This window comes from Cellvibrio sp. UBA7661, assembly GCA_002483365.1.
In the GTDB taxonomy this organism is placed as follows: domain Bacteria; phylum Pseudomonadota; class Gammaproteobacteria; order Pseudomonadales; family Cellvibrionaceae; genus Cellvibrio.
Genome location: DLHT01000005.1, coordinates 51120 through 75508 on the forward strand (window position 1 = coordinate 51120; position 24389 = coordinate 75508).

The 24389-nt window shown below is 49.7% G+C and carries 24 protein-coding genes; 20 read left to right on the top strand and 4 right to left on the bottom strand.

Features of this window, described 5'->3' with window-relative positions:
* Positions 1–8 precede the first annotated feature (8 nt).
* Genes B2739_RS02700 through B2739_RS02715 form a run of 4 tightly spaced genes read left to right on the top strand, consistent with a single transcriptional unit; the run spans position 9 to position 4167 of the window.
* Positions 9–443 (top strand): chaperone NapD, encoded by a 435-nt coding sequence (locus B2739_RS02700; protein ID WP_331344340.1) that lies wholly within the window; start codon positions 9–11, stop codon positions 441–443.
* The gene (gene napA, locus B2739_RS02705; protein ID WP_331344341.1) at positions 440–2944 is read left to right on the top strand and encodes a nitrate reductase catalytic subunit NapA; all 2505 of its coding nucleotides are present in this window, start codon (positions 440–442) and stop codon (positions 2942–2944) included. Before B2739_RS02700 ends, napA begins: the two co-directional genes overlap by 4 nt.
* A gap of 11 nt (positions 2945–2955) precedes the next feature.
* The gene (locus B2739_RS02710; protein WP_331344342.1) at positions 2956–3459 is read left to right on the top strand and encodes a nitrate reductase cytochrome c-type subunit; all 504 of its coding nucleotides are present in this window, start codon (positions 2956–2958) and stop codon (positions 3457–3459) included.
* A 3-nt stretch (positions 3460–3462) separates the two neighbouring features.
* Positions 3463–4167, top strand: coding sequence for a NapC/NirT family cytochrome c (locus B2739_RS02715; RefSeq protein ID WP_331344343.1), 705 nt, complete (start codon positions 3463–3465; stop codon positions 4165–4167).
* Here the strand turns inward: B2739_RS02715 and B2739_RS02720 are convergent.
* The gene (locus B2739_RS02720; protein WP_331344344.1) at positions 4118–4540 is read right to left on the bottom strand and encodes a SufE family protein; all 423 of its coding nucleotides are present in this window, start codon (positions 4538–4540) and stop codon (positions 4118–4120) included. The two genes, B2739_RS02715 and B2739_RS02720, sit on opposite strands and share 50 nt — an antisense overlap.
* Positions 4541–4782: 242 nt before the next feature.
* Here B2739_RS02720 and B2739_RS02725 point away from each other — a divergent pair, with 242 nt between their 5' ends.
* Both B2739_RS02725 and B2739_RS02730 read left to right on the top strand, forming a co-directional pair.
* A complete protein-coding gene (locus tag B2739_RS02725; protein WP_331344345.1) occupies positions 4783–5955 on the top strand; it encodes a glycoside hydrolase family 18 protein in 1173 nt (390 codons plus the stop codon).
* A 197-nt stretch (positions 5956–6152) separates the two neighbouring features.
* The gene (locus tag B2739_RS02730; RefSeq protein WP_331344346.1) at positions 6153–7484 is read left to right on the top strand and encodes a GGDEF domain-containing protein; all 1332 of its coding nucleotides are present in this window, start codon (positions 6153–6155) and stop codon (positions 7482–7484) included.
* On the opposite strand, the gene B2739_RS02735 is transcribed toward B2739_RS02730, so the two are convergent.
* Positions 7467–8279, bottom strand: a complete 813-nt coding sequence (locus B2739_RS02735; protein WP_331344347.1) for a TatD family hydrolase — start codon at positions 8277–8279, stop codon at positions 7467–7469. The two genes, B2739_RS02730 and B2739_RS02735, sit on opposite strands and share 18 nt — an antisense overlap.
* Before the next feature lie 135 nt (positions 8280–8414).
* Between B2739_RS02735 and B2739_RS02740 the strand changes: the two genes are divergently transcribed.
* The 4 genes from B2739_RS02740 (at position 8415) to B2739_RS02755 (ending at position 13429) form a co-directional block, all read left to right on the top strand.
* Positions 8415–9392 (top strand): GGDEF domain-containing protein, encoded by a 978-nt coding sequence (locus tag B2739_RS02740; protein WP_331344348.1) that lies wholly within the window; start codon positions 8415–8417, stop codon positions 9390–9392.
* A gap of 115 nt (positions 9393–9507) precedes the next feature.
* Positions 9508–10422 carry an AAA family ATPase gene (locus B2739_RS02745; RefSeq protein WP_331344349.1) on the top strand — a complete coding sequence of 305 codons (915 nt, stop codon included), beginning with the start codon at positions 9508–9510 and terminating at the stop codon, positions 10420–10422.
* Positions 10423–10434: 12 nt separating this feature from the next.
* Positions 10435–11430, top strand: coding sequence for a DUF58 domain-containing protein (locus B2739_RS02750; protein ID WP_331344350.1), 996 nt, complete (start codon positions 10435–10437; stop codon positions 11428–11430).
* Positions 11420–13429: a DUF3488 and transglutaminase-like domain-containing protein gene (locus B2739_RS02755; RefSeq protein ID WP_331344351.1), complete on the top strand. Its 2010-nt coding sequence runs from the start codon at positions 11420–11422 to the stop codon at positions 13427–13429. The genes B2739_RS02750 and B2739_RS02755 overlap by 11 nt, the downstream gene beginning before the upstream one ends.
* Before the next feature lie 59 nt (positions 13430–13488).
* On the opposite strand, the gene B2739_RS02760 is transcribed toward B2739_RS02755, so the two are convergent.
* Positions 13489–14670 carry a TMEM43 family protein gene (locus B2739_RS02760; RefSeq protein ID WP_331344352.1) on the bottom strand — a complete coding sequence of 394 codons (1182 nt, stop codon included), beginning with the start codon at positions 14668–14670 and terminating at the stop codon, positions 13489–13491.
* Positions 14671–14847: 177 nt separating this feature from the next.
* Between B2739_RS02760 and B2739_RS02765 the strand changes: the two genes are divergently transcribed.
* The 10 genes from B2739_RS02765 to B2739_RS02810 are packed head-to-tail and all read left to right on the top strand — an operon-like array spanning position 14848 to position 23304.
* Positions 14848–15603: a thermostable hemolysin gene (locus B2739_RS02765; RefSeq protein ID WP_331344353.1), complete on the top strand. Its 756-nt coding sequence runs from the start codon at positions 14848–14850 to the stop codon at positions 15601–15603.
* Positions 15593–17161, top strand: coding sequence for an AMP-binding protein (locus B2739_RS02770; protein WP_331344354.1), 1569 nt, complete (start codon positions 15593–15595; stop codon positions 17159–17161). Before B2739_RS02765 ends, B2739_RS02770 begins: the two co-directional genes overlap by 11 nt.
* Positions 17148–17819, top strand: a complete 672-nt coding sequence (locus tag B2739_RS02775; protein ID WP_331344355.1) for an iron-containing redox enzyme family protein — start codon at positions 17148–17150, stop codon at positions 17817–17819. Before B2739_RS02770 ends, B2739_RS02775 begins: the two co-directional genes overlap by 14 nt.
* A gap of 28 nt (positions 17820–17847) precedes the next feature.
* Positions 17848–18693, top strand: a complete 846-nt coding sequence (locus B2739_RS02780; protein WP_331344356.1) for an SDR family oxidoreductase — start codon at positions 17848–17850, stop codon at positions 18691–18693.
* A 10-nt stretch (positions 18694–18703) separates the two neighbouring features.
* Complete coding sequence (locus B2739_RS02785; RefSeq protein WP_331344357.1) at positions 18704–19345, top strand: hypothetical protein; 642 nt, start codon at positions 18704–18706, stop codon at positions 19343–19345.
* Positions 19346–19360: 15 nt separating this feature from the next.
* Positions 19361–20020 (top strand): response regulator, encoded by a 660-nt coding sequence (locus B2739_RS02790; protein WP_331344358.1) that lies wholly within the window; start codon positions 19361–19363, stop codon positions 20018–20020.
* A complete protein-coding gene (locus B2739_RS02795; protein ID WP_331344359.1) occupies positions 20017–21399 on the top strand; it encodes a sensor histidine kinase in 1383 nt (460 codons plus the stop codon). The genes B2739_RS02790 and B2739_RS02795 overlap by 4 nt, the downstream gene beginning before the upstream one ends.
* Before the next feature lie 43 nt (positions 21400–21442).
* Positions 21443–21775 (top strand): cupredoxin domain-containing protein, encoded by a 333-nt coding sequence (locus tag B2739_RS02800; protein WP_331344360.1) that lies wholly within the window; start codon positions 21443–21445, stop codon positions 21773–21775.
* Position 21776: 1 nt separating this feature from the next.
* The gene (locus B2739_RS02805; RefSeq protein ID WP_331344361.1) at positions 21777–22598 is read left to right on the top strand and encodes an FTR1 family protein; all 822 of its coding nucleotides are present in this window, start codon (positions 21777–21779) and stop codon (positions 22596–22598) included.
* Positions 22591–23304, top strand: coding sequence for a hypothetical protein (locus tag B2739_RS02810; protein WP_331344362.1), 714 nt, complete (start codon positions 22591–22593; stop codon positions 23302–23304). The genes B2739_RS02805 and B2739_RS02810 overlap by 8 nt, the downstream gene beginning before the upstream one ends.
* A gap of 65 nt (positions 23305–23369) precedes the next feature.
* Here the strand turns inward: B2739_RS02810 and B2739_RS02815 are convergent, their stop codons facing one another.
* Positions 23370–24230: a DMT family transporter gene (locus B2739_RS02815; protein WP_331344363.1), complete on the bottom strand. Its 861-nt coding sequence runs from the start codon at positions 24228–24230 to the stop codon at positions 23370–23372.
* Between the last annotated feature and the right edge of the window lie 159 nt (positions 24231–24389).

The following is a 24389-nucleotide window of genomic DNA, read 5'->3' on the forward strand; positions in this document are numbered from 1 at the left end:
AATGAATAATGAATCACGCAACAAAACCAGCAAACACATCGTTACACACCATCCCCTTACGTGACCTCACACATACTCCCGCGCAATTGCATATTGCCAGTTTGGTAGCTCATGTGCGCCCCGAACAATTGGCAGCGACGCGCAATTGGTTACTCACACACGCATCAACCCATAATGCGATCCACATTGAAATACACGCCGAAGATACGCAGGGAAAATTCGTATTAGTGACCGAAAGCGAAGAAGAAAAAGCCATTGTGAATTTTTTGGATGATCTGCGCGCACAGCCCGGTGTGCTCAATGCCGCGCTGGTGTACCACGAGTATTTGTCTGCGCAGGATCTACAAGAGTCTGCACAGGATTCACAACCATCTGTACAAGATGCGGAAGAACCTACCTATAACACGCAAAACGATTTGCAACCGGAGGAAAACGCGCAATGAATATTTCACGCCGTTTATTTGCCAAAGCCAACGCCGCTGCAGTAGCGGCAGCCGCGATTGGTTTACCTGTTCCCGCAAGCGCGAGTAATTTAATTACCAACCGCGAACTCACTAATTTGCAATGGAACAAAGCGCCTTGCCGTTTTTGCGGCACTGGTTGCGGCGTAATGGTGGCCACCAAAGACAATCGTGTCGTTGCGACCCACGGCGATGTAAAAGCAGAAGTGAACCGCGGCTTGAATTGTGCGAAGGGTTATTTCCTCTCCAAAATTATGTACGGCAGTGACCGCTTGCATGAACCGCTGCTGCGCATGAAAAATGGCAAATACGATAAAAATGGTGATTTCACGCCCGTGAGCTGGGATACCGCGTTTGACATCATGGCGCAAAAAATGAAAGACGCCATCGCGCAGCTCGGCCCCGAAAGTATCGCCATGCTCGGCTCCGGCCAATGGACGGTATGGGAAGCTTACGCGGCAAGTAAATTATTCAAAGGCGGTTTGCGCTCCAATAACCTCGACCCTAACGCGCGCCACTGTATGGCCTCAGCGGTAACCGGTTTTATGCGCACCTTTGGCATGGATGAACCCATGGGTTGCTACGACGATTTTGAAGCCGCCGATGCGTTTGTGCTCTGGGGTTCAAACATGGCGGAGATGCATCCGATTTTGTGGAGCCGCATCACCGACCGGCGCATGTCGTTTCCCCATGTGCAAGTCGCGGTGCTATCACCTTATGAGACACGCAGTTTTGACTTGGCCGATGTGCCGCTTATTTTCAAACCCAATACCGATTTAATTATTTTGAATTACATCGCCAACCACATTATCCAAAGTGGAAAAGTGAATCAGGAGTTTGTGAAAAAGTACACGCGTTTTGCCAAAGGGCAAGACGATATTGGTTACGGTTTGCGCGCTGAAGATCCACGCCAGAAAAACGCTAAAGGTGCCGACAAAGCCAATACCTGGAGCGATATTACCTTTGAGGATTTTGCCAATTTTGTAAAACCCTACACGCTCGAACACACCGCCAAAGAAACCGGTGTTGCGCCCGAACATTTAAAACGTCTTGCCGATATTTATGCCGACCCGAAAATAAAAGTGATGTCGCTGTGGACCATGGGTTTTAACCAGCACACCCGCGGCACTTGGGCCAACAACATGGTGTACAACCTGCATTTGTTGACCGGAAAAATTGCCGAACCGGGCAACAGTCCCTTTTCATTGACCGGCCAACCTTCCGCTTGCGGCTCCGCGCGCGAAGTGGGCACCTTTGCACATCGTTTGCCTGCCGATTTGTTAGTCGCCAACCCTAAACACCGCGCGATTGCAGAAAAAATCTGGAAATTACCCGAGGGCACTGTGCCCGATAAAATCGGTTTTGCAGCGGTAACCCAAAGCCGAAAATTAAAAGACGGCGTCATCCGTTTTTATTGGACGCAAGTGTGCAACAACATGCAGGCCGGGCCGAATATCGCCCAGGAAATTTTACCGGGCTGGCGTAACCCCGATGCGTTTGTGGTGGTGTCAGATGTGTACCCCACCGTTTCTGCACAAGCAGCCGATTTAATTCTGCCCAGCGCCATGTGGGTAGAAAAAGAAGGTGCCTATGGCAACGCTGAACGGCGCACACAATTTTGGCATCAATTAGTCAAAGCACCGGGCGATGCAAAATCGGATTTATGGCAACTGATTGAATTTTCCAAACGCATCAATACCAATGATGTCTGGCCAGAAGCATTACTCAGCAAAGCGCCCGAGTATAAAAATAAATCTCTCTATCAAATTTTATTTACTAACGGCCAGGTCAACCAATTTGCCAACAGTGAGCGCGATGTCGCTTATTTAAATAGCGAAGCCGATGCCTTTGGTTTTTATATCCAGAAGGGCTTGTTTGAAGAATATGCACAATTCGGACGCGGCCACGGCCATGACCTTGCCGATTTTAATGCGTACCACAATGCGCGCGGTTTGCGTTGGCCAGTGGTAGACGGAAAAGAAACGCGCTGGCGCTATCGCGAAGGTCATGATCCCTATGTGGAAAAAGGTACAGGTGTACAGTTTTATGGCCACCCCGATAAGCGCGCCATTATTTTTGCATTGCCGTACGAGCCGCCTGCGGAATCACCCGATCAGGAATATCCATTCTGGTTGAGTACTGGCCGCGTACTGGAACATTGGCACACCGGCACCATGACCAACCGCGTAGAAGAATTGCACGCAGCGGTGCCCAATGCGCTGGTGTATATGAACCACGAAGATGCTGAAGCGATGGGAGTCAGGCGCGGCAGCGAAGTGCGGGTAATTAGCAGACGCGGCGCTGTACGTGTGCGTGTGGAAACACGCGGCCGGGTAAAACCACCGCGCGGTTTGATATTCATTCCGTTCTTCGATGCAACCCGTTTGGTCAATAACGTCACACTCGACGCAACCGATCCGATTTCACTGCAAACCGATTTTAAAAAGTGCGCGGTAAAAATCGAACTGATCAATTTGGCGTGATGCAGAGGATTATGATGATGAAAAAAATAGTATTCGCTCTCAGCATCTTCTGCGCGCTTTGTATCGCCTTTATCAATGTGCATGCGCAACAAACTACTGAGCCCATGACTGCAAAATTGGATGTGCCAGCACCCGATGGCATTCGCCCCGGAGGCACTTTGAATCAGGAATTACCGGCACCAAAAATTCCGCGCGATCGCATCAGTACTGGTCCGGCGAGCCGCAATTATCCGGAACAGCCACCGATGATTCCGCACAATATCCGCGGTTACCAAATCGATAAAAATTTTAACATGTGTTTGACTTGCCATAGCCGTAATGCCAGTCCGCAAACCGGTGCCACCATGGTCAGTATTACTCATTATTATGACCGTGATGGTCAGGCGCTCGCGGCCGTTTCACCGCGCCGCTATTTTTGTGTGCAATGCCATTTGCCCCAAGCCGATGTGGAACCGGCGCGCACCAATAATTACCAAAGTATTGATGCGCTTTTGCAAAGTGGCAGCGGGGAATAACTCATGTGGAAATTGATTAAAGATTACTGGCAGCGATTCAAACGCCCCGCCACTTACATCGGCATGGGCACTTTAAGTATGGGCGGTTTTATTGCCGGAATTATTTTTTGGGGCGGATTCAACACCGCACTCGAACTGACCAATACCGAGCAATTTTGTATCGGTTGTCATGAAATGAAAAATAATCCTTATCAGGAACTGTCCAGCACTATCCACTACACCAACCGCTCTGGCGTGCGCGCCATGTGCTCGGACTGCCATGTACCCCATGATTGGACAGACAAAATTGCGCGCAAAATGCAGGCATCAAAAGAAGTCTGGGGAAAAATATTTGGCACCATCAACACGCGCGATAAATTTCTCGCCAAACGGCGTGAATTGGCCGAGCGCGAATGGGCGCGCCTGAAAGCGAATGATTCATTGGAGTGCCGCAATTGCCATGCATTGGAATCCATGGATTTCACCCAGCAGTCGCCGCGCGCGCAAGCTATGCACTCCACCCTGCTCGCCAGCGGTGAAAAAACCTGTATCGATTGCCACAAAGGCATCGCGCACCATTTGCCGGATATGGCCGGTGTACCTATGGTGACGCAAGTCTGGCAAGACAAAATGATGGAGGAGCGTTTACAGGAGCCTTGGCAACAATCAATTAGCCGGATTATCGCGCAAGGGAACGCAGCAGAAAGTCATCCTCAATCCGCGCAATAATCACTTTCAAACCATTATTGCGCGATGGGGTCAGGTGTTTTTCCAATCCCAGAACACGCAGCGCGTGCTGCAAATCCAAACCCGCCAATTCTGTGCGGGTTTTTCCATTGATCTGTATCAGTAACAATGCGGCCAAACCATTCATGACGCTGCTGTCGGAATCAAACCCGAGATAGTGCTGCTCGCCTTGCTGCTCATGCGCCAGCCATACAGGAATTTCACAGCCTTTGATCAGGTTGGCGGGCAAACGGATATCGGCTTTGGGCTGGATTAACTTGCCCCATTGGATGATCAGTTTGTATTGCTGCTGCCAGTTGGTCACAGTCTTTAATTCATCCAGATTGATCTGGCTCAGGTCATCGCGGGGAATCACGTTTTTGATCTCACGGAAAATGGATGGCGGCAATTATAAGGGTTATAGGGGTACATAAGGGCGCGCGAAAACTTTAAGAATCTTTACCTGGTGCCCGCCCACAGCAGCGACCGTCAAGGCTAGAATAGCGCCATAACGTACAATCGCTGGTCACAGCGAATAACAATAAGCGTATTGATTACGCCCACCACCGCTGCATGCTCTCGCAGACAACCAATTTGCTGTTGATGACGAGGGTTTATATGAACGTGTTTTTGAATTCTTTATGCACCGCGGTGTTCGCACTGGGCATGATTGCCTGTAGTAAACCTGCTACAGAAACCACCCCTACTACCACACAGGAAACCAACGCGACGGTTGCTACTTCCAGTGCTCCGGCCGCTGCCCCCAACTACAAAGTGATTGCTTATTACATGGGCGATGGCTCGGATTTGTCGCGCTACAATTTCAGTCAATTGACGCACATCATCTACAGTTTTTTGCATTTGAATGGCAACCAATTATCGTTTGATAGCGAACAGGATAAGCTCGCCCTGCAGCGTCTGGTAGCGCTCAAACACCAGCATCCACATCTGAAAGTGATGTTGTCGCTGGGTGGTTGGGGCGGCTGTGAAACCTGTTCAGACGTTTTCAATTCTGCTGAAAACCGCAACGCCTTTGCGCAATCGACCTTAGCCATCATTAAAGAATACCAAGCCGATGGTATTGATCTGGACTGGGAATACCCCGTTGTCCCCGGCTTCCCTGGCCATAAATTTGCGCCCTATGACCGCGAGAATTTCACCGCGCTGATCCAGGAATTGCGCAACGCATTTGGCGATCACTATGAATTGAGTTTTGCAGCGGGCGGGTTTGACCAGTTTTTGGAAAACGCGGTGGATTGGAATGCAATTATGCCGCTGCTCGATAACGTCAATTTAATGAGTTACGACATAGTCAACGGCGCTACACCGCACACTGGCCACCACACCGCGCTCTACTCAACTCCTGAACAAAAAGATTCCACCGATAACGCCGTGAAATTTTTATTGGCCAAAGGCATAGCGTCAGAAAAAATTGTTATTGGTACTGCGTTCTATGCACGCATGTGGGAACAGGTTGCCGATACCAATAATGGGTTATATCAACCGGGTGTACACATCGATGGGGCAGACTACAAAGAATTCGCAGCGCGTTTTAGCACCGAAAACGGTTTTGTCTATCACTGGGATGATGTTGCCAAAGCACCGACTTATTACAACCCAAGCACAAAAGTATTCGCCACTTTTGATGACCCGCGTTCAATGGCGGAAAAAGCGCAGTATGTGAAAGAACATAAGCTCGGCGGCATGATGTTCTGGCAATTACCTCATGACACTGATGAGAATGGATTGCTGAATGCTATCTATACGCATCTGGTTGGCAGCGCACAGTAACGATCACACGCGCCTTGTCATACGTGTAATAGTCAGTTGCACCTGCTTTGCTGTAACTATTTTTTGGTAGTTACAGCAAAACGCGATAAAAAAGTTATAAAAAAACCGGTTTTTCCATGAGCGCATCATTGCCACTGTCAGCTTGCGGAAAACTATGCTTTACTGACAAAAATTAACACACGGCTACATCCCCTATTATGACTATCCAGCACGACATTCTAAAAGCAAGGCTGCTTGGATTACTCATTATCATTACTTTGTGCGCTCTGGCTTTCCAGCATTATGGGCCGGAGCGCACCCTTATTGTGGGGCAAGATTCAGGTCTCTACTTCGAGGCAATTGATGATCGCGGAAACGGCGGAAAATCGGTTGCCACCCTGTCCCGCGACGGTGAAAAATTTATTCTGGATTGCGACATCATCGCATCGGAATATGCATGGCCTTACTGCGAAATCAGTTTCAATCTTGCCGACCAAAAGGGTAAGGGCAAAGACCTGACCAATTATGAGCGTGTAACACTCTACGCAAAATATTCCGAGCCGCAGACATTTGGTGTGCGTTTCCAACTGATCAACTACAACCCTGCCTATGCACGCAAGGGTGAAGACAATTCGCTGAAATACAACGCGATCGAATTATTCGATACCCATGAACGCTACCCGCAAGTGATCGATATGAGCCATATGCAGGTGCCTACCTGGTGGCTGAGCCAAGGCAAAATCCCGCCGGAATTTTGGGGGCCAGAATTCAATGAAGTGCGCGGCGTACAAATTGCTACCGGCGAGCAAGTCAAACCGGGCAAGTACCAGATGATTATTGAACGCATTGAAATCAGCGGCAAATACATCAGCGACCGCACCTTGTATCTGTTGTTGCTCGCAATCTGGACACTGGCAGCCATGTCGTTTTTTATCAGCACGCTGCATAAGGCGAATATTGAAGTGATGCTCAACAAACAGCGGCAACACCAACTTGAGGCGTTGAATCGTTTATTGAATCAGGAGCATAAAGAGCTGGAAGAACGGTTGACGCGTGACCCGCTAACCGGAGTCTTCAATCGCGATGGTTTGGCTCCGATATTCCAGTTGGGATTCGACTCGGATGTGACGCCACTCTTGTCGTTGATCTTTATTGATATCGACCATTTCAAGAAAGTAAACGATACCTACGGCCACCCGATTGGCGACCAGGTGTTATTAGCGTTCGCCCAAACATTGAGTGCCAACACCCGCACCCACGATTTACTGGCGCGCTGGGGCGGCGAAGAATTTGTACTGGCCTGCCCGGATACCTCGCTTGAAAATGCTCTTGGGCTCGCGGAAAAATTGCGCCGCGCTATTGAAGAAAGCGAGTGGCCCAAGCAATTGAAACTTACCGCCAGTTTTGGTGTGGCGCAGATGATGGAAGGCGAATCGCCTACCGATTTTATCGCCCGTGCAGATAAAGCGTTGTATGTCGCCAAAGCCCAAGGGCGCAATTGCGTGCGCGCCTCCAACCAGGGACCTGCTACTTTAGTTGCAGTGAAATAAACGGCGCGTATTCGCAACCGTTTTAGCCGCGACCTCCTCCACTGATACTCCGCGTAAATCTGCCAGCGCTTGTGCAATTAACGGCAGTGCTTGCGATGTATTGCGCATACCCTGCCTGCCACTGGGCGGCATATCCGGCGCATCTGTTTCCAACACAATCGCGTCAAAAGGCACACGAGCAAAAGTCGCGCGTGTTTTCTGTGCGCGCTCGTAAGTAATCACCCCGCCTGCACCAAGACAAAAGCCCAGGTCAATCAACTGCATCGCCGTGTCATAGCTGCCACTAAAGGCATGCACAACACCACCGTATTGCGGCTTGTGTTTTTTACACAGGGCAATCAATTCGTTATGGGTTTTGAGGCTGTGCACAATCAAGGGTTTGCCTAACCGGTTCGCCAGATCAATATGCCAGCTGAAAATGCCTAGCTGTTGCGACAAGGGCAGATCGATCGTTTTATCCAAACCGCATTCACCCACCGCGACACAGCGGTGCCGCTCCTGCTCAGGGAGCCCAGCCAGATAAGTGTCTATTTGCGTTTCATAACGGCGCAATGAGTCTACATCCACCGGCACCTGATGAATCCAGCAGGGATGAATTCCAAACGCCCAGTAAAAACCCGGCATCGCCAATGACAGCTTCACCAATCTGTCCCACTGCTGCGGGTAAACACCGGGCATCACCAAGGCTTTCACACCCGCTGATTGGGCTGCCTGCCACACTTCCATGCGGTCAGCATCAAACTCGGGAAAATCAAAATGACAATGGCTATCAAAAAATGCGATGGAGTTGGACATAGTCATGTCTGCTTTTACACTCTTTCGGGATTACTTGGGCAAAGCCCTGCTTTAGCGACTATCATGAGTCTATAAAAAAGGGGGCAAACTGATTGGCCCTGACAAAAGTGACCACGGGAGAATCTGCCGGCAATTATGCTGACTGACTCAAAAAACAAATACCAGCGCGGAATGGTGTACCTGTTTGCCATACTCGCCGGCCTGTTCATTGCACCTTTTTGTGTGATTCGCTACCTCAATGGAGAAATCAGCAACGCCATTGTGGATTTGGCGATTGTGATTGCCGCGCTTGGCAGTGCGATTTACACCTACCGCCTTGGGCAGGCAACACAGCTGGTATCCAATATTACCGCACTGCTGTATTCCTCTGGTGCAGTTGCGGTTGCCCATCTGAATGAACCTATTTTTGTGTTTTGGGTATTTCCCTCGTTAATCGCCAATTTCTTTTTGCTGAGTACCAAAGCGGCGCTCATTACCAATTCGCTGACCATTATCGCGATATTGCCTATCGCGCTTGGTATGACAAGCACGACAGAAACCCTGGCGATGGTTGCCTCGCTGGTGATGTGCAGTTGCATGGCGTATGTATTTGCCTTGCTCACCCACCAACAACAGTCCTTGTTGCAAGGTTACGCCACGCAGGATGCGCTGACCGGCCTTGGCAACCGGCGTGCGATGGATGAAGAACTGGGCTTGTGTGTGGAAGATTATGAACGCGCCCAAACACCTGCCACCCTGATCGTTATCGATCTGGATTTTTTCAAAATGGTGAACGATAAGTTCGGTCACAACGTGGGCGATAAAGTGTTGATCGACCTGGCTGAATTACTGTCAAGACGTGTGCGCAAAACCGACCGCGCATTCCGCTTCGGCGGTGAAGAGTTTGTCGTGCTCGCGCGCAATACCACACTGGCCGATGCGCTGGTAATCGCCGAGCAATTGCGCCTGCAAATTGAAGCCGAACTCAAAGATCCCGAAGGAGCCATCACCGCTTCGTTTGGCTGCGCCCAGTTACAGCCCGACGAAAGCCCGGAAGAATGGTTTGTACGTGCAGACAAAGCGATTTACCAAGCCAAACAACAAGGTCGCAACTGTGTGGTTGCCGCCGATTAAGTAGGATTGATTGCTGCGCAGTGAGAAGCAGCGCCCGCTTTGCGATTCTTAATTCCTCCCCGTTCCCCCCTGCGCTATGCTGGCTACTGAATCGATTCTCGTTACAGGGTTGTCCATGCAGTCACTCATCCAACGCATTATTGAACAAGTAGACCAGATTGTTTTAGGCAAAGACCAACAAGTTCGTCTCTCACTTGCCTGCCTGTTTGCCGAAGGCCATTTATTGATTGAGGACCTGCCCGGCATGGGCAAAACCACCCTCGCCCACTGCCTTGCGAAAGTGCTCGGGCTGAAATTCGAGCGGGTGCAATTCACCAGCGACTTACTGCCTGCCGATATTCTTGGCGTGGCGATTTTTGAGCGGGAGCAAGGGGTTTTTAAATTCCACCCCGGCCCTGTGTTTACCCAAGTGTTGCTGGCCGATGAAATCAACCGCAGTTCACCCAAAACCCAAAGCGCATTGTTGGAGGCGATGGAGGAAGGGCAAGTGACGATTGAAGGTAAAAGCCGCCCATTGCCTAAACCCTTTTTTGTAATCGCTACCCAAAACCCGCTGTTCCAAAGCGGAACCTTTCCTCTGCCAGAGTCGCAACTCGACCGCTTTTTAATGCGCATCTCTCTTGGCTACCCCAGCCCGGCATCGGAGCGCATGTTGTTTCAGGGGGTTGATCCGCGTGCGCGTATCCGCGAGTTGAACCCACTGGTCACACATGAACAATTGGCGGCGATCCAAAGCGCAGTCCATCAGGTAAAAGCCAGCGATGCACTGCTCGATTACGTGCAGCGTTTGGTCGCCTTTACCCGCAGCGATAGCCAGTTCAGTTACGGACTATCACCGCGTGGCGCGCTGGCCTTGCTGCGCGCAGCCAAAGCCTGGGCACTGATCCACAACCGCGACTATTTGGTACCGGAAGATGTGCAGACAGTATTGCCCGCCGTGGTTGGCCATCGGGTGCGCGGCCGCGGCCACAGCCAGGATACCGAACCGCTGGTGAAGCAACTGCGCGACAGTGTGAATGTATTGGGTTGATCGATTTACCCTATGAACACTCTATTGGCAGCATGGCGACAGGCATGGCAACAGCGATTTTATCGCTGGGTAGACAAACGCACCCCGCGCGCGCAACAGGTACGGCTCAACCGCAAAAACCTCTACATCTTCCCCAACCTCGCTGGCGGCTTGTACCTGTTGGTGATGCTGGTGATCTGGATGCTGGGCACCAATTACCAGAACAATCTGATCCTCGCGCTCGCCTACCTGATGGGCAGTATTTTTGTGGTGGGTATTCACCACACCTTCGCCAATATGGCGGGCGTAAGTGTGCGGGTGGTGGATGCCAAACCCACCTTCGCCGGTGAGCAAGCCATCTTTGTCTTGGAACTGAACTGCACCCATAAAAACGGTTGCGACAACCTTGAGCTGCGCTGGCAAAACAACAGTGGCGAAACACAAACCATCAGCCTCAACCCCAACGAACCACAGCAGGTCAACCTGCGCGCACCGAGCAAACTGCGCGGTTATTTGCGCCCGGGGCGGTTATCGATACAAAGCCGCTTTCCGCTCGGGATTATCCGCTGCTGGACCTGGGTGAATCTGGATACCCAAGCGCTAATTTACCCATCGCCCATCGTTACCGACGAACCCCACGCCCAAGCCAGCGACGGAAAAGGTGAAGGCGGTAGCAGCCAACGCGGAGGCGATGATTTCAGCGGCCTGCGCGACTACCAACCGGGCGACCCCATCAAGCACATCGCCTGGAAGCAATACGCGCAAGACAAGGGTTTATTCACCAAGGATTACGAGGCACAGCGCTCGGCCGACAAATGGCTGGATTGGAATAGCCTGAACCATCCGCAGGAAATGCGCTTATCCGGCCTGTGCTACTGGGCGCTGGAATATGAGCGCCAACAAATTCCCTACGGGCTGCAATTACCGGGGCTAAGCCTTGCCCCCACGTGCGGTGAACATCACCTGCAAACCGTATTAAAAGCATTAGCGGAATTTAATTTACCGCGCGAGGCTGACCATGTTCGCTAAGCGCCAATCGCCCTTTGCCGCCAAAGTGACACCCAAGCAGCGCGTGCCAGACTATTTAGCGCGCGACAAACTTATCTGGCTGCTGGCGATGCAGGTGTTGGTGATACTGCCACTGCTGTTTTACCTGCCGATCTGGTTGTGGCTGGTGTGGGCGATTGCCGGATTCTGGCGCACCCAAATGTTCCGCGGCCGCTGGGGCGCGCCGGGTGGCGTGATCAAGACCTCGCTGGCATTGATTTGTGCTGCCGGGCTGCTCGCCAGTTTTTCCGGCAAGGCGGGCACTGAGACGATGGTCGGTCTGTTGGTCTGTGCCTTCGCCCTGAAATTATTGGAGGTCAACTCTGCGCGCGATGCGCAGCTGCTGGTGTTTATCGGTTTTATCATCAGCGCCGCCCAACTGCTGTTCAGCCAAACCCCCCAGGCAGCACTCTATTGCATGGGCTGCCTGATGGTGCTCATCACCTGTTGGCGTTCGCTCTACCTCACGCGGCCGGAGCCAACCAAACGGCGTTTCCAGCAGGGAGCCAAAGTGCTGCTGCACGCCCTGCCGATCATGTTGGTGATGTTTGTTGTGATCCCACGCTTGGGCCCGCTCTGGGCCATTCCCAGCCAAAACGCCGCCAAAACCGGATTTAGCGATAGCCTCTCGCCGGGCGATTTAGGCAATTTGGCGCAAGATCGCTCACCCGCCTTCCGCGTGGAGTTTGAGGGGAATCCCCCCGCTGCCAACCAGCTCTACTGGCGCGGCTTGGTGCTGGACACCTTTGATGGTCGTACCTGGCGTATGCGCGATTCCTGGGGTGGGTTCCCGCCGCGCCGTGCCGATTCGCAAAACATCAAACGCGATCCAATCAGTTACAAGGTCATCATGGAGCCCCACGGTCAGATCTGGTTATTCAGCTTGATGACACCCCAAAGCGCCACCAATACGGCCAATTCCATCCGTATCACCAGCGATTATTTGTTGATGCACCATATGCCCGTCGCACAGCGCATGGGCTATAGCGTTACCTCTGCACTGCAGGTCGAGTGGCCAGAAGCCCCACGACTGAACAGCAGCGAACGCGAGTTCTACACGCGTATTCCACACGAATTTAATCCGCAAACCCAAGCCATCGCCCGTGCCTGGCGCGAGCAAAATATCGGCGATGACCAAATCATCGCAAAGGCATTGACGCTGTTTAATCGCGAGTTCACCTACACATTGCAACCACCGTTGTTAGGCGAACACTCTGTGGATGAGTTTCTGCTGACGACCAAGCGCGGCTTCTGTGAGCACTTCTCCAGCAGCTTTGCGTTTTTGCTGCGCGCAGCGGGAATACCGGCGCGGGTGGTGGTGGGTTATCAGGGCGGGCGCTGGAATCCGCTGGAAAATTATCTACTGGTCAGCCAATCCGATGCCCATGCCTGGACCGAAGTCTGGGTTGAAGGCAAAGGCTGGCAGATGATCGACCCTACCGCAGCAGTTGCACCCAATCGTATCGAACAGGGAATAAATGAAGCCCTTGGTTTGGAAGATCAGGAGCTGGTCGCCAATGCCTGGCAATCCTCCAGCGTGCTGTACAACCTGCAATTGCGTTGGGATGCTGCCACTTATGCATGGCAGCGCTGGGTATTGAATTACGACACTGAAACACAAGAAGGCCTGCTGAGCCGTTTATTAGGCGGAAAAGAACCCTGGCGGCTGGCGCTCTGGCTGATTGGACTGGGGGTAATAGGCGCAACTATTTTTGCCTGGTCGCTCATGCGCAACCAACAACAGGTTGAGCTGCGGCCAGAGACAAAAGCCATCCGGCAACTGGAGCGCAAACTTTTGCAACTGGGCTACCAGCGTAACCCGGGAGAGACATTCGGTGATTTTGTGAAAAGGGTTGTGCACAGCGAACCGCAATTGAAGGACGGTTTAATCAGCATCGCCCAGTTATTTGAGAAGGTCGCCTATCAAAATCGCACCGAAGAGCTAATGCAATTGGAGCAGGCGATCAAACAATTTCCGTGAAAATAAGAAACACTCTTGCTCTGGGCTTTTTTTTGATGGGGATAAATTTTAATAAAAAACTAATTGCCAGTCGTTGGTGATAGGTCACCTGTGTTCGCTAATTGCGTTGCAATTTCCGCTTGCTTTGATTTGCGTTTAAGCAAATAAACCAATCCCGCCGCAGCAACTAATAACGCGAGCCCCACGAGCGGACGATAAAAAATCCATGCAATGCTGATGGTCGTTAACGCCAGAATTAATCCCAATAAAAAACTGACAATGCCTGTGCCTATCGCAACAATATTGCCAAACAGTGGAGCAATATCTGCCAGTACCGATAAGGGTTTGAAAATCATATTGAATGCGATTATCAGCAATAGACTGCCTGCCAATCTAATCATCCAGGTCAAGGTTGCATTATCGCTTTTGGCTTTTTCAAACATGGTATCTGCCGTATGCATGCCCGCTTGTAATAATGCAATTGAACGTCCATTACTAGCGATATGCTCAGTGAGTGTTGTCCCTGTGAGATCGCCGATAACACTATAGGTTTGTGCAGGAATATAACTAAATGAGATTTGTTGGTCGCCAATCTTGGGTTCCCGTTCATCCTTCCCGTAATAAAAACCATCGCTGTTTTGCGCTACACCTTTTGGTAATTCAATATTGCGTGGGATCACCAGTGGTTGAAAATTATTGATGCTATTTTTATGGGTTTCCGATAATTGGTATTGGCCAATATTAATCTGATCGGCTGTCCAACGCTCAGATTGATAACGCCATTTTTCCGGATTTTGATGGCCGCTGGGTTTTTTAAATGCGGATGAGTCTATGTATTTATCGGACCACACTTTTTCATAATTATAGGTGGTGATAGTTTCCGTATCGCCGCCCATATTTTTCTTTTCTTCGCTGTGCGATGTTTCTTCCCACTGATAGGTTTCCACTTTTCGCTGCAATTTCAATGCTTGCACACTCACAGGCAAGAGATTGTCGCTGAGTGTTTGTGTGCTAGTGGCTTCACCGGTTAGATGCACCAACTTGCCATTCATCTGCGGCGCTGCCTCCTGCGCATTAATGGAAACAACCAGGCCCTGCGACTCCACCAGTGCTTTGTGAGTTTTGACTGCGCGCCCTTCATTCCAGAACAGCAGGCATATACCAATAACAATAAACAGGATGCCGAACAGCAACCCTTTAATTGATGATCCAATTCGGCTAAACCAGGATGTGTGAGTTATTTCGGTAAATCTATCGCCCATGATGATCTCCTTACTTTCGTTATTATTAAGACTGGTTAGCGGCTGCGTATTGTTAACAGCTTGATTGGCTTCAGGCAATTATTTTTCTTTTCTGGCCTAATCTTTCTTGCCTTAATTTCCCCTTAAGTTTCCTTCCCTACTCTGCATCTTAAGAAATCCCAATCCGAGGATGCAGAGATGAAAGACTTGACCGCCACCTTAACCGAAACCCCTTCCAGCAGCTGGCATATGCCACGCCTGCCACAGATCAAAATTCCGCGCTTTGGATTGCAAACCCCCGGCTCACCCGAGCGTGCGGCAGTTGAGGCTTACATTCACGACCGCTTTGCCGGTGTGCACCACGCCGAGGTCACGCACTTTCTGCCCAACATTATCAGCTTGCGCTGCGGTGGCGAATATTCTGCAGCAGTCGGCTTGGCACCTGCCGGTAACGGAAAGGTATTTGCGGAACACTATCTGGATGCACCGGTTGAACAGGTCATCAGCGAAAAACTTGGCTTGCAGGTTCCGCGCGACCAGATCATTGAAATTGGCAACTTGGTATCTACCTGGAAAGGCAGCAGTTTGTTGCTGTTTATTGTGATTGGCGAAGTGATGGAGCGTTTGGGTTATCACTATGTGATGTTCACCGGCACACGCGAAGTGAAAGCGTTGCTCGCACGCTTGCGTTACTCACCGATTGTACTGGCCGATGCAGACCCCAGCCGCGTGCCCGATGGCGGTGCCAGTTGGGGAACCTATTACACCAACAATCCACAAGTCATGTTTGGCGATAACCGCCCCGCGATGGCTGCTGCGCGCAAAAATCCGATGTACCGCGCAACCGTCGCTGCCATCAGCCGCCCGATTGAAAAAATATGCGAACAATTCCGCGCAGCCAACGCATCTACCACACGCGCTGGTGTAAACAAAACGGAGCTGAATGATGAATAAAATTCTTACTGCAATCGCGCAACACGCTGCCGCTACACCAGACAAAATTGCACTTACCAGTCAGACGACCCAAGGTAATGTACAACTGACATACGCACAACTTGCAACACAGATTGAGGTATTGGCAGCGTGGTTACATGAACAACCTATTAGCCGCGCTGGCCTGTGGGGCGAAAATTCCATCGAGTGGATTGTTGCCGATCTCGCCGCGTGGAAAGCGGGCATCACCTTGGTGCCACTGCCACGTTTTTTTTCGCGCACACAATTGCAACATGTCATCGCACAGGCGCAATTGCCCTGCCTGTTAGTGTGCGGTGATATTGAACAAGTCACCGATATAGAAGAGCGGAAAACTTCACCGGTTGCTGCCATTTATCTTGATAAATTCGTCGTACATGAACAAGTCGCGCATGACAATTCGACGGAGCTCGACACTGTTGCCAAAATTACCTTTACCTCTGGCACCACCGGCACGCCCAAAGGCGTGTGCTTATCCACTGCGGCGCTGGAAAATGTCGCACTGGCATTGGCCGAGAGAATCTATTCCGGTGTCAACACTGACAACCTCAACACACATTTGAATTTATTACCGCTGAGCACATTGCTGGAAAATGTGGCCGGTGTGTATGTACCGCTTTACCTTGGCAAACGTGTGGTGGTGTTAGCAGGTAGCGCATTGGGGTTAACGGGCAGCTCACAATTATCACTGCCCATACTGTTGCAAATGCTGCATCACTATCAACCCAATAGCCTGATTGTGTTGCCGCAAATTCTGCAAGGTTTTGTTGCCGCCAGTGCGAAAGGTTTTACCTTACCTGCGTCACTGGAATTTATCGCCGTCGGCGGTGCACGCACACCCGCATCGTTAATTGAACAAGCCCGCGCAATGAGCATACCGGTGTATGAAGGTTATGGTTTATCCGAGTGCGCATCGGTCGTGAGTTTGAATTCACCTGTCGCCGACAAAATTGGCAGCGTTGGTAAAGCGCTGGGTCATGTTGATATCAAAATTGATAACGGCTCCATCATGGTTCGCGGCAATGTATTCAGCGGCTATCTTGGTCAAGAAACACTATCAAACGATGAATGGCTAGATAGCGGTGATTTAGGTTTTATCGATGATGACGGTTTTATTTTTATCACTGGTCGCAAAAAAAATCTGTTGATCAGCAGTTTTGGCCGCAACATTTCGCCTGAGTGGATTGAAGCTGAATTATCACTCTGCCGCTCCATTGCCCAAGTGATGGTAATTGGCGATTCGCAACCTTTTTGCAGTGCGATCATTGTTCCTGCATCTGCCCAAATAACGGCAGAACAGATTATCCGGGACATACACAGCATCAACCAACATTTACCGGATTATGCGCGCATTCAAAAAATTATTTTTGCTACAGAACCCTTTACCCCTTCCAACCAATTACTGACTGACAATGGCCGTTTACGCCGCGCCGCCATTCTTGGCCAATACCTGAATGCGATTGCGGCGATTTATTCCAACGCAACGGCTCAATCATTTTCCTCACAACAACACCCAGGAGTTGTTTATGACATTTTTTGATCGCTTGCAAAACGAAACACAGGCTGAGCGCAATTACTTGTTAAGTGCTCCTATCATTCAACGCTGCATCGGCCTCGGTCAATTTAGCCTGGATGAATACCGTGAGTTTTTAACCCAGGCTTATCACCATGTTAAACATACAGTGCCACTATTGATGGCAGTGGGCAGCCGCTTGCCATCGCAAAAAGAAAATTACCGCGAAGCTATTGCTGAATATATTGAAGAAGAATTGGGCCATCAGGAATGGATATTAAATGACATAGCCGCGTGCGGTGCTGATAAAGAAGCCGTGCGCAATGGCCGCCCGAATGCTGCGACCGAATTAATGGTGGCTTACGCTTACGATACCGTGATGCGCAATAACCCTATGGCTTTTTTTGGCATGGTGTTTGTACTTGAAGGTACGAGCATTAACCTGGCAAGCCAGGCAGCAGACATCATTCAAAAACACTTGGATCTTCCTAATAAGGCGTTTTCGTATTTGCGCTCACACGGCAGCCTTGATCTGGAACATATGATGTTTTTTGAGAAATTAATGAATGGCCTGACCGAGCAAAAAGATCAGGACGATATTGTTCATGCAGCAAAAATGTTTTTCACACTCTACGGCAATATTTTCCGCTCAATTGAGCAACAAAGCATTGCACAAGCAGCGTGAAAAAATCTCTCGCATTGAGGAGTACAAAATGACACTCAAAGGCAAACTGATTTTATTAACCGGTGCCAGCGGTGGTATAGGCCAGGCAATTGCACGGCGGCTCGCTGCACAGGGTGCACGTTTGATTTTGGTGGGGCGTTCCACAGAACAACTGAATGCATTAGCACGGGAACTGCATGTGTTAGCGAATGAAGGTTTTGTGTTGCAGGCAGATATTACCCAACACAGTGGCCGCGAAACCATTCGCACCGCCCTGCTCGCGCTGCAAGAGCCGTTGGATGCGCTCATCAATTGTGCCGGTGTCAATTTATTTGGCTTTCTGGAAGACAGTGATCCGGAGGCCATTGCACAACTGATCAATACCAATGTCACCGCCACGATTTTGCTCACGCAATTAAGCTTACCGTTTTTGCATAAAAGCACGGGGCGCATCCTGAATATTGGTTCCAGTTTTGGCAGCTTGGGGTATCCAGCATTCAGCGCTTATTGTGCGAGCAAATTTGCATTGCGCGGTTTCAGCGAAGCGTTGCGGCGCGAATTGGGCGATAGCAATATCCAGGTTGCACACCTTGCACCGCGCGCGACAAATACCAGTATCAACAGCGATGCAGTGTGCGCAATGAACCGCGAGTTAGGTAATGCGATGGACGATCCCGATATTGTCGCGGCACAGGTGGAAATGATGCTGTCAGCCAAACGCATGCGCGACCGCAATATCGGCTGGCCAGAGCGATTATTTTTACGGATCAACAGTATTTTTCCGCGCATTATCGATAACGCATTGCGTGGCCAGTTACCGATTATTCGTCGCTATGCGCAGCGATTGCCCGACGCTGGTGTAGCCACTAACACTATTTCGACCCGCTTATCCTAAAGGTGACATCATGAAAAAAAATCTATTGCAATTAATCGCCATGTTTATGATCAGTTGTGTTGCTGTCGTAAGTTATGCGGACGACACAACCGGTATCCAAACCCTGCAAACTCGCTGGGCCGACATTAAATACCAAACGCCGGAAGCCGATCAGGAAAAAGCGTTTGTGAGTTTGGTTGCAGAGGCAGAACAGTTGCGCAAGGCAAATAACACTGCGCCTTACTTCATCTGGGAAGCAATTATCCGCTCCACTTACGCCGGTGCAAAAGGCGGTTTGGGTGCGCTGGATGAAGTGAAAAAAGCAAAAAAATTATTGGAACAATCCATCAAACTTGATCCGGCAGCGATGAACGGTTCAGCCTATACCAGTTTGGGTTCGCTCTACTATCAAGTACCCGGCTGGCCTGTGGGTTTTGGCGATGACAAAAAAGCCAAAGACATGCTGTTAAAAGGCTTGAGCTATAATCCTGATGGCATAGACTCCAATTACTTTTATGGCGACTATTTGTTAGAGCAAAAAGAGTACAAGCAAGCTGTGGCTGCATTTGAAAAAGCACTCAAGGCGGCACCTCGTCCGGGCCGTGAATCTGCCGATGCAGGCCGTAAAGGTGAAATAGAAGCCGCCATGGCCAAGGCAAAAAAACATTTATGATGGATTACTACATCGATGCAAATACTGTTAGTGGAAGATAATGAACTGCTCGCGGAGGGAATAGTCAGTGCCCTGTCGCGGGCAGGTTTTACCGTTAATTGGTTAGCCACCGGAAAAGCCGCCTCCACACAAGTGGTTGCTGAACCGCCCGATATTTTATTGCTCGATCTCGGCTTGCCCGATATGGACGGGATTGATGTATTGAAACTGGTGCGGCAGAAAAAATTGCCGACGCAGGTATTAATTTTGACAGCACGGGATAGCACACACGCCAAAGTGATCGGGCTGGATTCCGGTGCCGATGACTATCTCACCAAACCTTTTGAATTGGATGAATTACTCGCACGCTTGCGTGTGCTCGAACGGCGGCTGGGTAACGCCACCTCATCCATGATTAGTATCGGCCCACTGAGCCTCAATACTGCTCACCACGAAGTCTTATTGGAAGGCAAACCCCTGGTGTTATCGCGGCGCGAATATATGTTGCTGAAGGCTTTGGTTGAGCACGTTGGCGTTATCCAAACACGTGAAGGTCTTGAAGCGAAATTATATTCCTGGGGCGATGAAGTGGCGAGCAACGCCATTGAAGTACACATCCACAACCTGCGAAAAAAATTGCCCCCGAATTTCATCCGCACCCTGCGCGGCATAGGTTACATGGTGCCGCGCCAATGAAATCCATTCGTGGATTTTTAGTCATCATTTTATTGGCGATAGTAACACTCGCTAATTTCGCCGCGGCCTTGCGCGGCTATTTAAGCAGCATGGATGAAGCAGAGCGTTTGTTTAACCAGCGCTTGTTACAGCAAGTGGACTTATTAAATTACACCCTGCCACAATTACTTTCCCACACACAAGCGCAACCTGCTCCCACCGTTTTTCCGGCGCGCGCTATTGCTGCAGAAGCATCGCTGGAATTCCAATGGGTATCACAGGATGGAAAGTTACTTGCACGTTCTGCCGCAATGCCTGAGAAGCTCATTGTTCCACTGGAAGAAGGTTTTCGTTTTATCAACTTTAACAACTATCGCTGGCATTTATTAGTAACGCCCAGCGCCGATAAAAAAAGTTGGTTTATTATTGCCGAGCGCGATGACCAACGTTACCGGCTCGCTGAATCCATGATTTTGCAAGCTGTATATCCAATGGTGTTGGCGATCCCGATTATTGGTTTGATTATTTGGTGGATATTGGGTGTTGGATTAAAACCCATTACAACGCTCGCACGTGAATTACAACAGCGTGAAGCAACTGATCTTCGCGCTATCGATCTCAATAGTATTGATCAGCAGAACACGCCCAAAGAATTGGCACAACTGGCACAATCCGCCAACGACTTATTGCGCAGGCTGGATGCATCTTTCGCGCGCGAAAAACGTTTTTCCGGTGATGCCGCCCATGAATTGCGAACCCCCATCGCAGCATTAAAAATTCACTGTGAAAATTTGCTGCACGAACTACATCCTGCGCCAGCATCGGTGATGAAATTAAAACAAGGTATTGAGCGGATGAGTTATTTGGTTGAGCAAATTCTGTTGCTCAACCGCACTGCGCCCGATCACTTTATGGGAAATTTTGAGACGATCAATTTAACGCAGTTAGCCAAGCAGGCAATTGTTGACCACAGCGAAGCACTGGACGTAAAGCATCACCAGATTGAATTTGAAGGCGACGAATGCTGGATTTCCGGTGATCGCGCTGCACTCACCAGCCTGTTAAATAATTTACTGGGCAATGCAATTAAATATACACCGGCAGGCGGGTGCATTGCTGTTAATACCTGGTTGCGCGGGCGCGATGTTGTACTGGAAGTCATGGACAACGGTCCCGGAATTCCCGATACGGATCGCGCACGCGTGTTTGACCGGTTTTATCGTTTGGGTGGCGACCGTCACAATTCCAAAACCCCTGGCTGCGGACTGGGTTTATCCATTGTGCAGCAAGTAGTAGATCTTCATTCGGCACATATTGCACTTACACAATCGCGTTATGAACAGGGCTTGCTCGTGATGGTCACGTTTGCCGCGATTAACGCGCCGGAAAGTGAAAAATGATTGCCCACAACATCATCATTACCCGTGTATCAGGCAGAGAATAATGAACAGGATAATCACTAGTACGCTCTTGGCTTTTGCTCTGTTCTGCACAGCAGCCAACGCAGAAGTCCCTACATTTACTATCGAAATACGTGAGCATTTATTTTATCCCTCGCAATTGGTGATTCCAGCCAATACCAAAGTGAAATTAATTGTGATCAACCGCGATGCCACGCCGGAAGAGTTTGAAAGTTATGAGCTCAACCGTGAAAAAGTGATTATGGGTGGTGCCAAAGCGATTATCTTTATTGGCCCGTTAATTCCGGGGGACTATCCATTTTTTGGTGAGTTCAATCCAAAAACAGCGCAAGGTATCATTCGGGTGGAGAACTAATATGCTCGATGCCGTATTGCTCATTTTGCGTGAAGTGCTTGAGGCAGCATTAATTCTTAGCTTGCTGTTGGCACTTGGCAATAAACTCAAGTTTCATTATCGCTGGAGTTTTTTTGCGCTGGCGATAGGCATACTGGGCTCCTGGCTACTCGCTCACTTTGCCTATGATATTGCCGATGCAATGGAAGGAATGGGGCAAGAATTATTGAATGCCGCATTATATGCAGCTGTTATCCTGAGCCTTATCGCACTGGCACTATTAATCCTGCCATTATTATTTACTCCCGCAACAAATTTATCGGCCTCCAGAATACTGGCAAAAAATCGCACCGGATTATTTCACAACTTATTTGTCATTATCGTCAGCTTGTCACTGATGCGGGAAGGTTCTGAAATTTGGATTTATCTTTCTGCGTTTACCCACAATCCGGATGCTATGTCATCCGCGCTTATGGGAGCAGCAATAGGCACCGGCATTGGCATGAGCTTGGGGGCAATTATTTATTATGTGTTTGCATTTATGCGGGAAAAATATTTTCTCCCTGTTTTTTTAGTGGTTATTACACTGCTTGCAGGTGGACTCTCTATGCAAGTGGCCAAACAGTTAATGCAAATTGGGCTGCTTGATTCAGGCCTGCCTTTGTGGGATAGCTCATTCCTGATTGATGAACACTCCTGGCTGGGCGAATTGCTTTATGCACTGGTCGGCTACGATTCCCGCCCGGCACCTGTTCAGGGCATTTTTTATTTATTCACTGTTGCGCCCATTCTGCTCGCCAGTATGTGGCGATTAGTGCGCTCGCGAGTTAATACACATGTGTAAATCAATTATTCGTAAGACACCACTACTGATAGTGCTGCTGTTAAGCACGCTAAGTACAACGCACATTCATGCAGAAATGAATCGCGTTTATCACCCTTACGTGGAACAAGGTGAACGTGAATTGGAATATGGCTTTACCCTGCGCGATGCCGGTGGCGAGAACGTGTTACTCAACCGCGCAGGGTTCGGTTATGCATGGAACGATAAATTATTTACCGAGGTGTATCTGCTCACTGAGTCAATAACCCATGATGGTGAACAAATTCGCGGTTATGAATTTGAGGCCAAATGGCAACTGACCGAACAAGGCGAATACTGGGCAGACTGGGGATTATTATTTGAGGCAGGTACCGCCAAAGACATTAATAGCCATGAGTTTGCTGTTGGCCTTTTATGGGAGAAAGAATTAGCTAACCGCTGGGTAGCAACCGCCAATGCTATTGCCGAATATGAATACGGCAGTGATATAAAAGATGAATTTGAAACTGCCCTTCGCGCACAATTTCGCTATCGCTACAGCGCTGCAATTGAACCTGCGCTTGAATTTTATTTGGATGACCAGGACTGGGCAGCAGGCCCTGCTGTTATGGGCATCATTAAATTATCGGGCCGTAAACAATTGCGCTGGGAGCTGGGTGTTTTATTCGGTTTGGACGCCGACACACCGGAAAACAATTTGCGAGGTGCAATTGAATTTGAATTTTAAAAAGCCGCTATATCTCACTACTCATTTACTACTCACTAGCAGTAGACACAATTATTCAGTCATATTTATCTAGCCCCTAGCCACGCACCCGCACTGGTTGCCAATAAGCCACAGATTAACCACTCATTTAGCGGCTCACCCAAAATAAGTGATGCACCTATACCAGCAACCGCGGGCACAAGTGCCATACAGGCACCGGTTCGGGCTGGGCCAAGTCTCGTCATGGCGGCCATGTAAAACACCATCGCAATCACAGCGACGACAACCCCTTGATAAAGTCCTTGCAGAAGAATGTCGTTGAGGGGAGCCGTCATTATCGCCTTGGGTAGCAACACGACGTAAACCGGTAAAAAAATGAACGCAGATAAAAGCGCGCCACCAATCGCCGTTTCCCACGCACCATAACCGGAGCGTTTGGCAAGAATGGTGTAAAGCGCCCAAAGTAGTGAGGAGGCAATCAACAACAAATCACCCGGCAAGGTATTTTCGCTACGGGAAAAAATATCCACCCCCAAACAAATAACCCCTACTGCAATTACCGGCAAGGCGACACGCAGGTTGCGGCGCAGAGGCTCACGCAGCACAACAAACGCCATAAGCGGAACAAAAAAAGGCAGCAACCCGGAAATGAGCACCGCACCATGTGCCGCAGGTGCATGCTTAAAGGCAAAGTAAACCGTCACGGAATAACCAATCCCACCCGATAAAGCCAGAGACAACATTTTGGTATTCAACAAGGGAACCCGCTTCCAGAATAACCACAGCGGCAGTAACACCAGAGAGGCAACACCAAAACGCAGTGCGGTAATATCAAAAGCATTCAGCACACTGGTTCCACCTATGCGAGAAACCAGTACAAAACCAGACCAGATTAAAACGGCACCCGCAACAAACAAATAGCCACTTTTGGCAGGAGATGATTGCATCTAAAGCACCACAAACCACAGGAGTTGAACAGACAGCGCGACAAAGCGCCACTGAAAGGAGCCCAAGTATGAGTGAGCCAATAAAAGCCGGCAAACAAAATGCTCGCTCTTATGTATCTTTTTATAGTAATTAAACGAATGGCCAATATTTTTATTCAA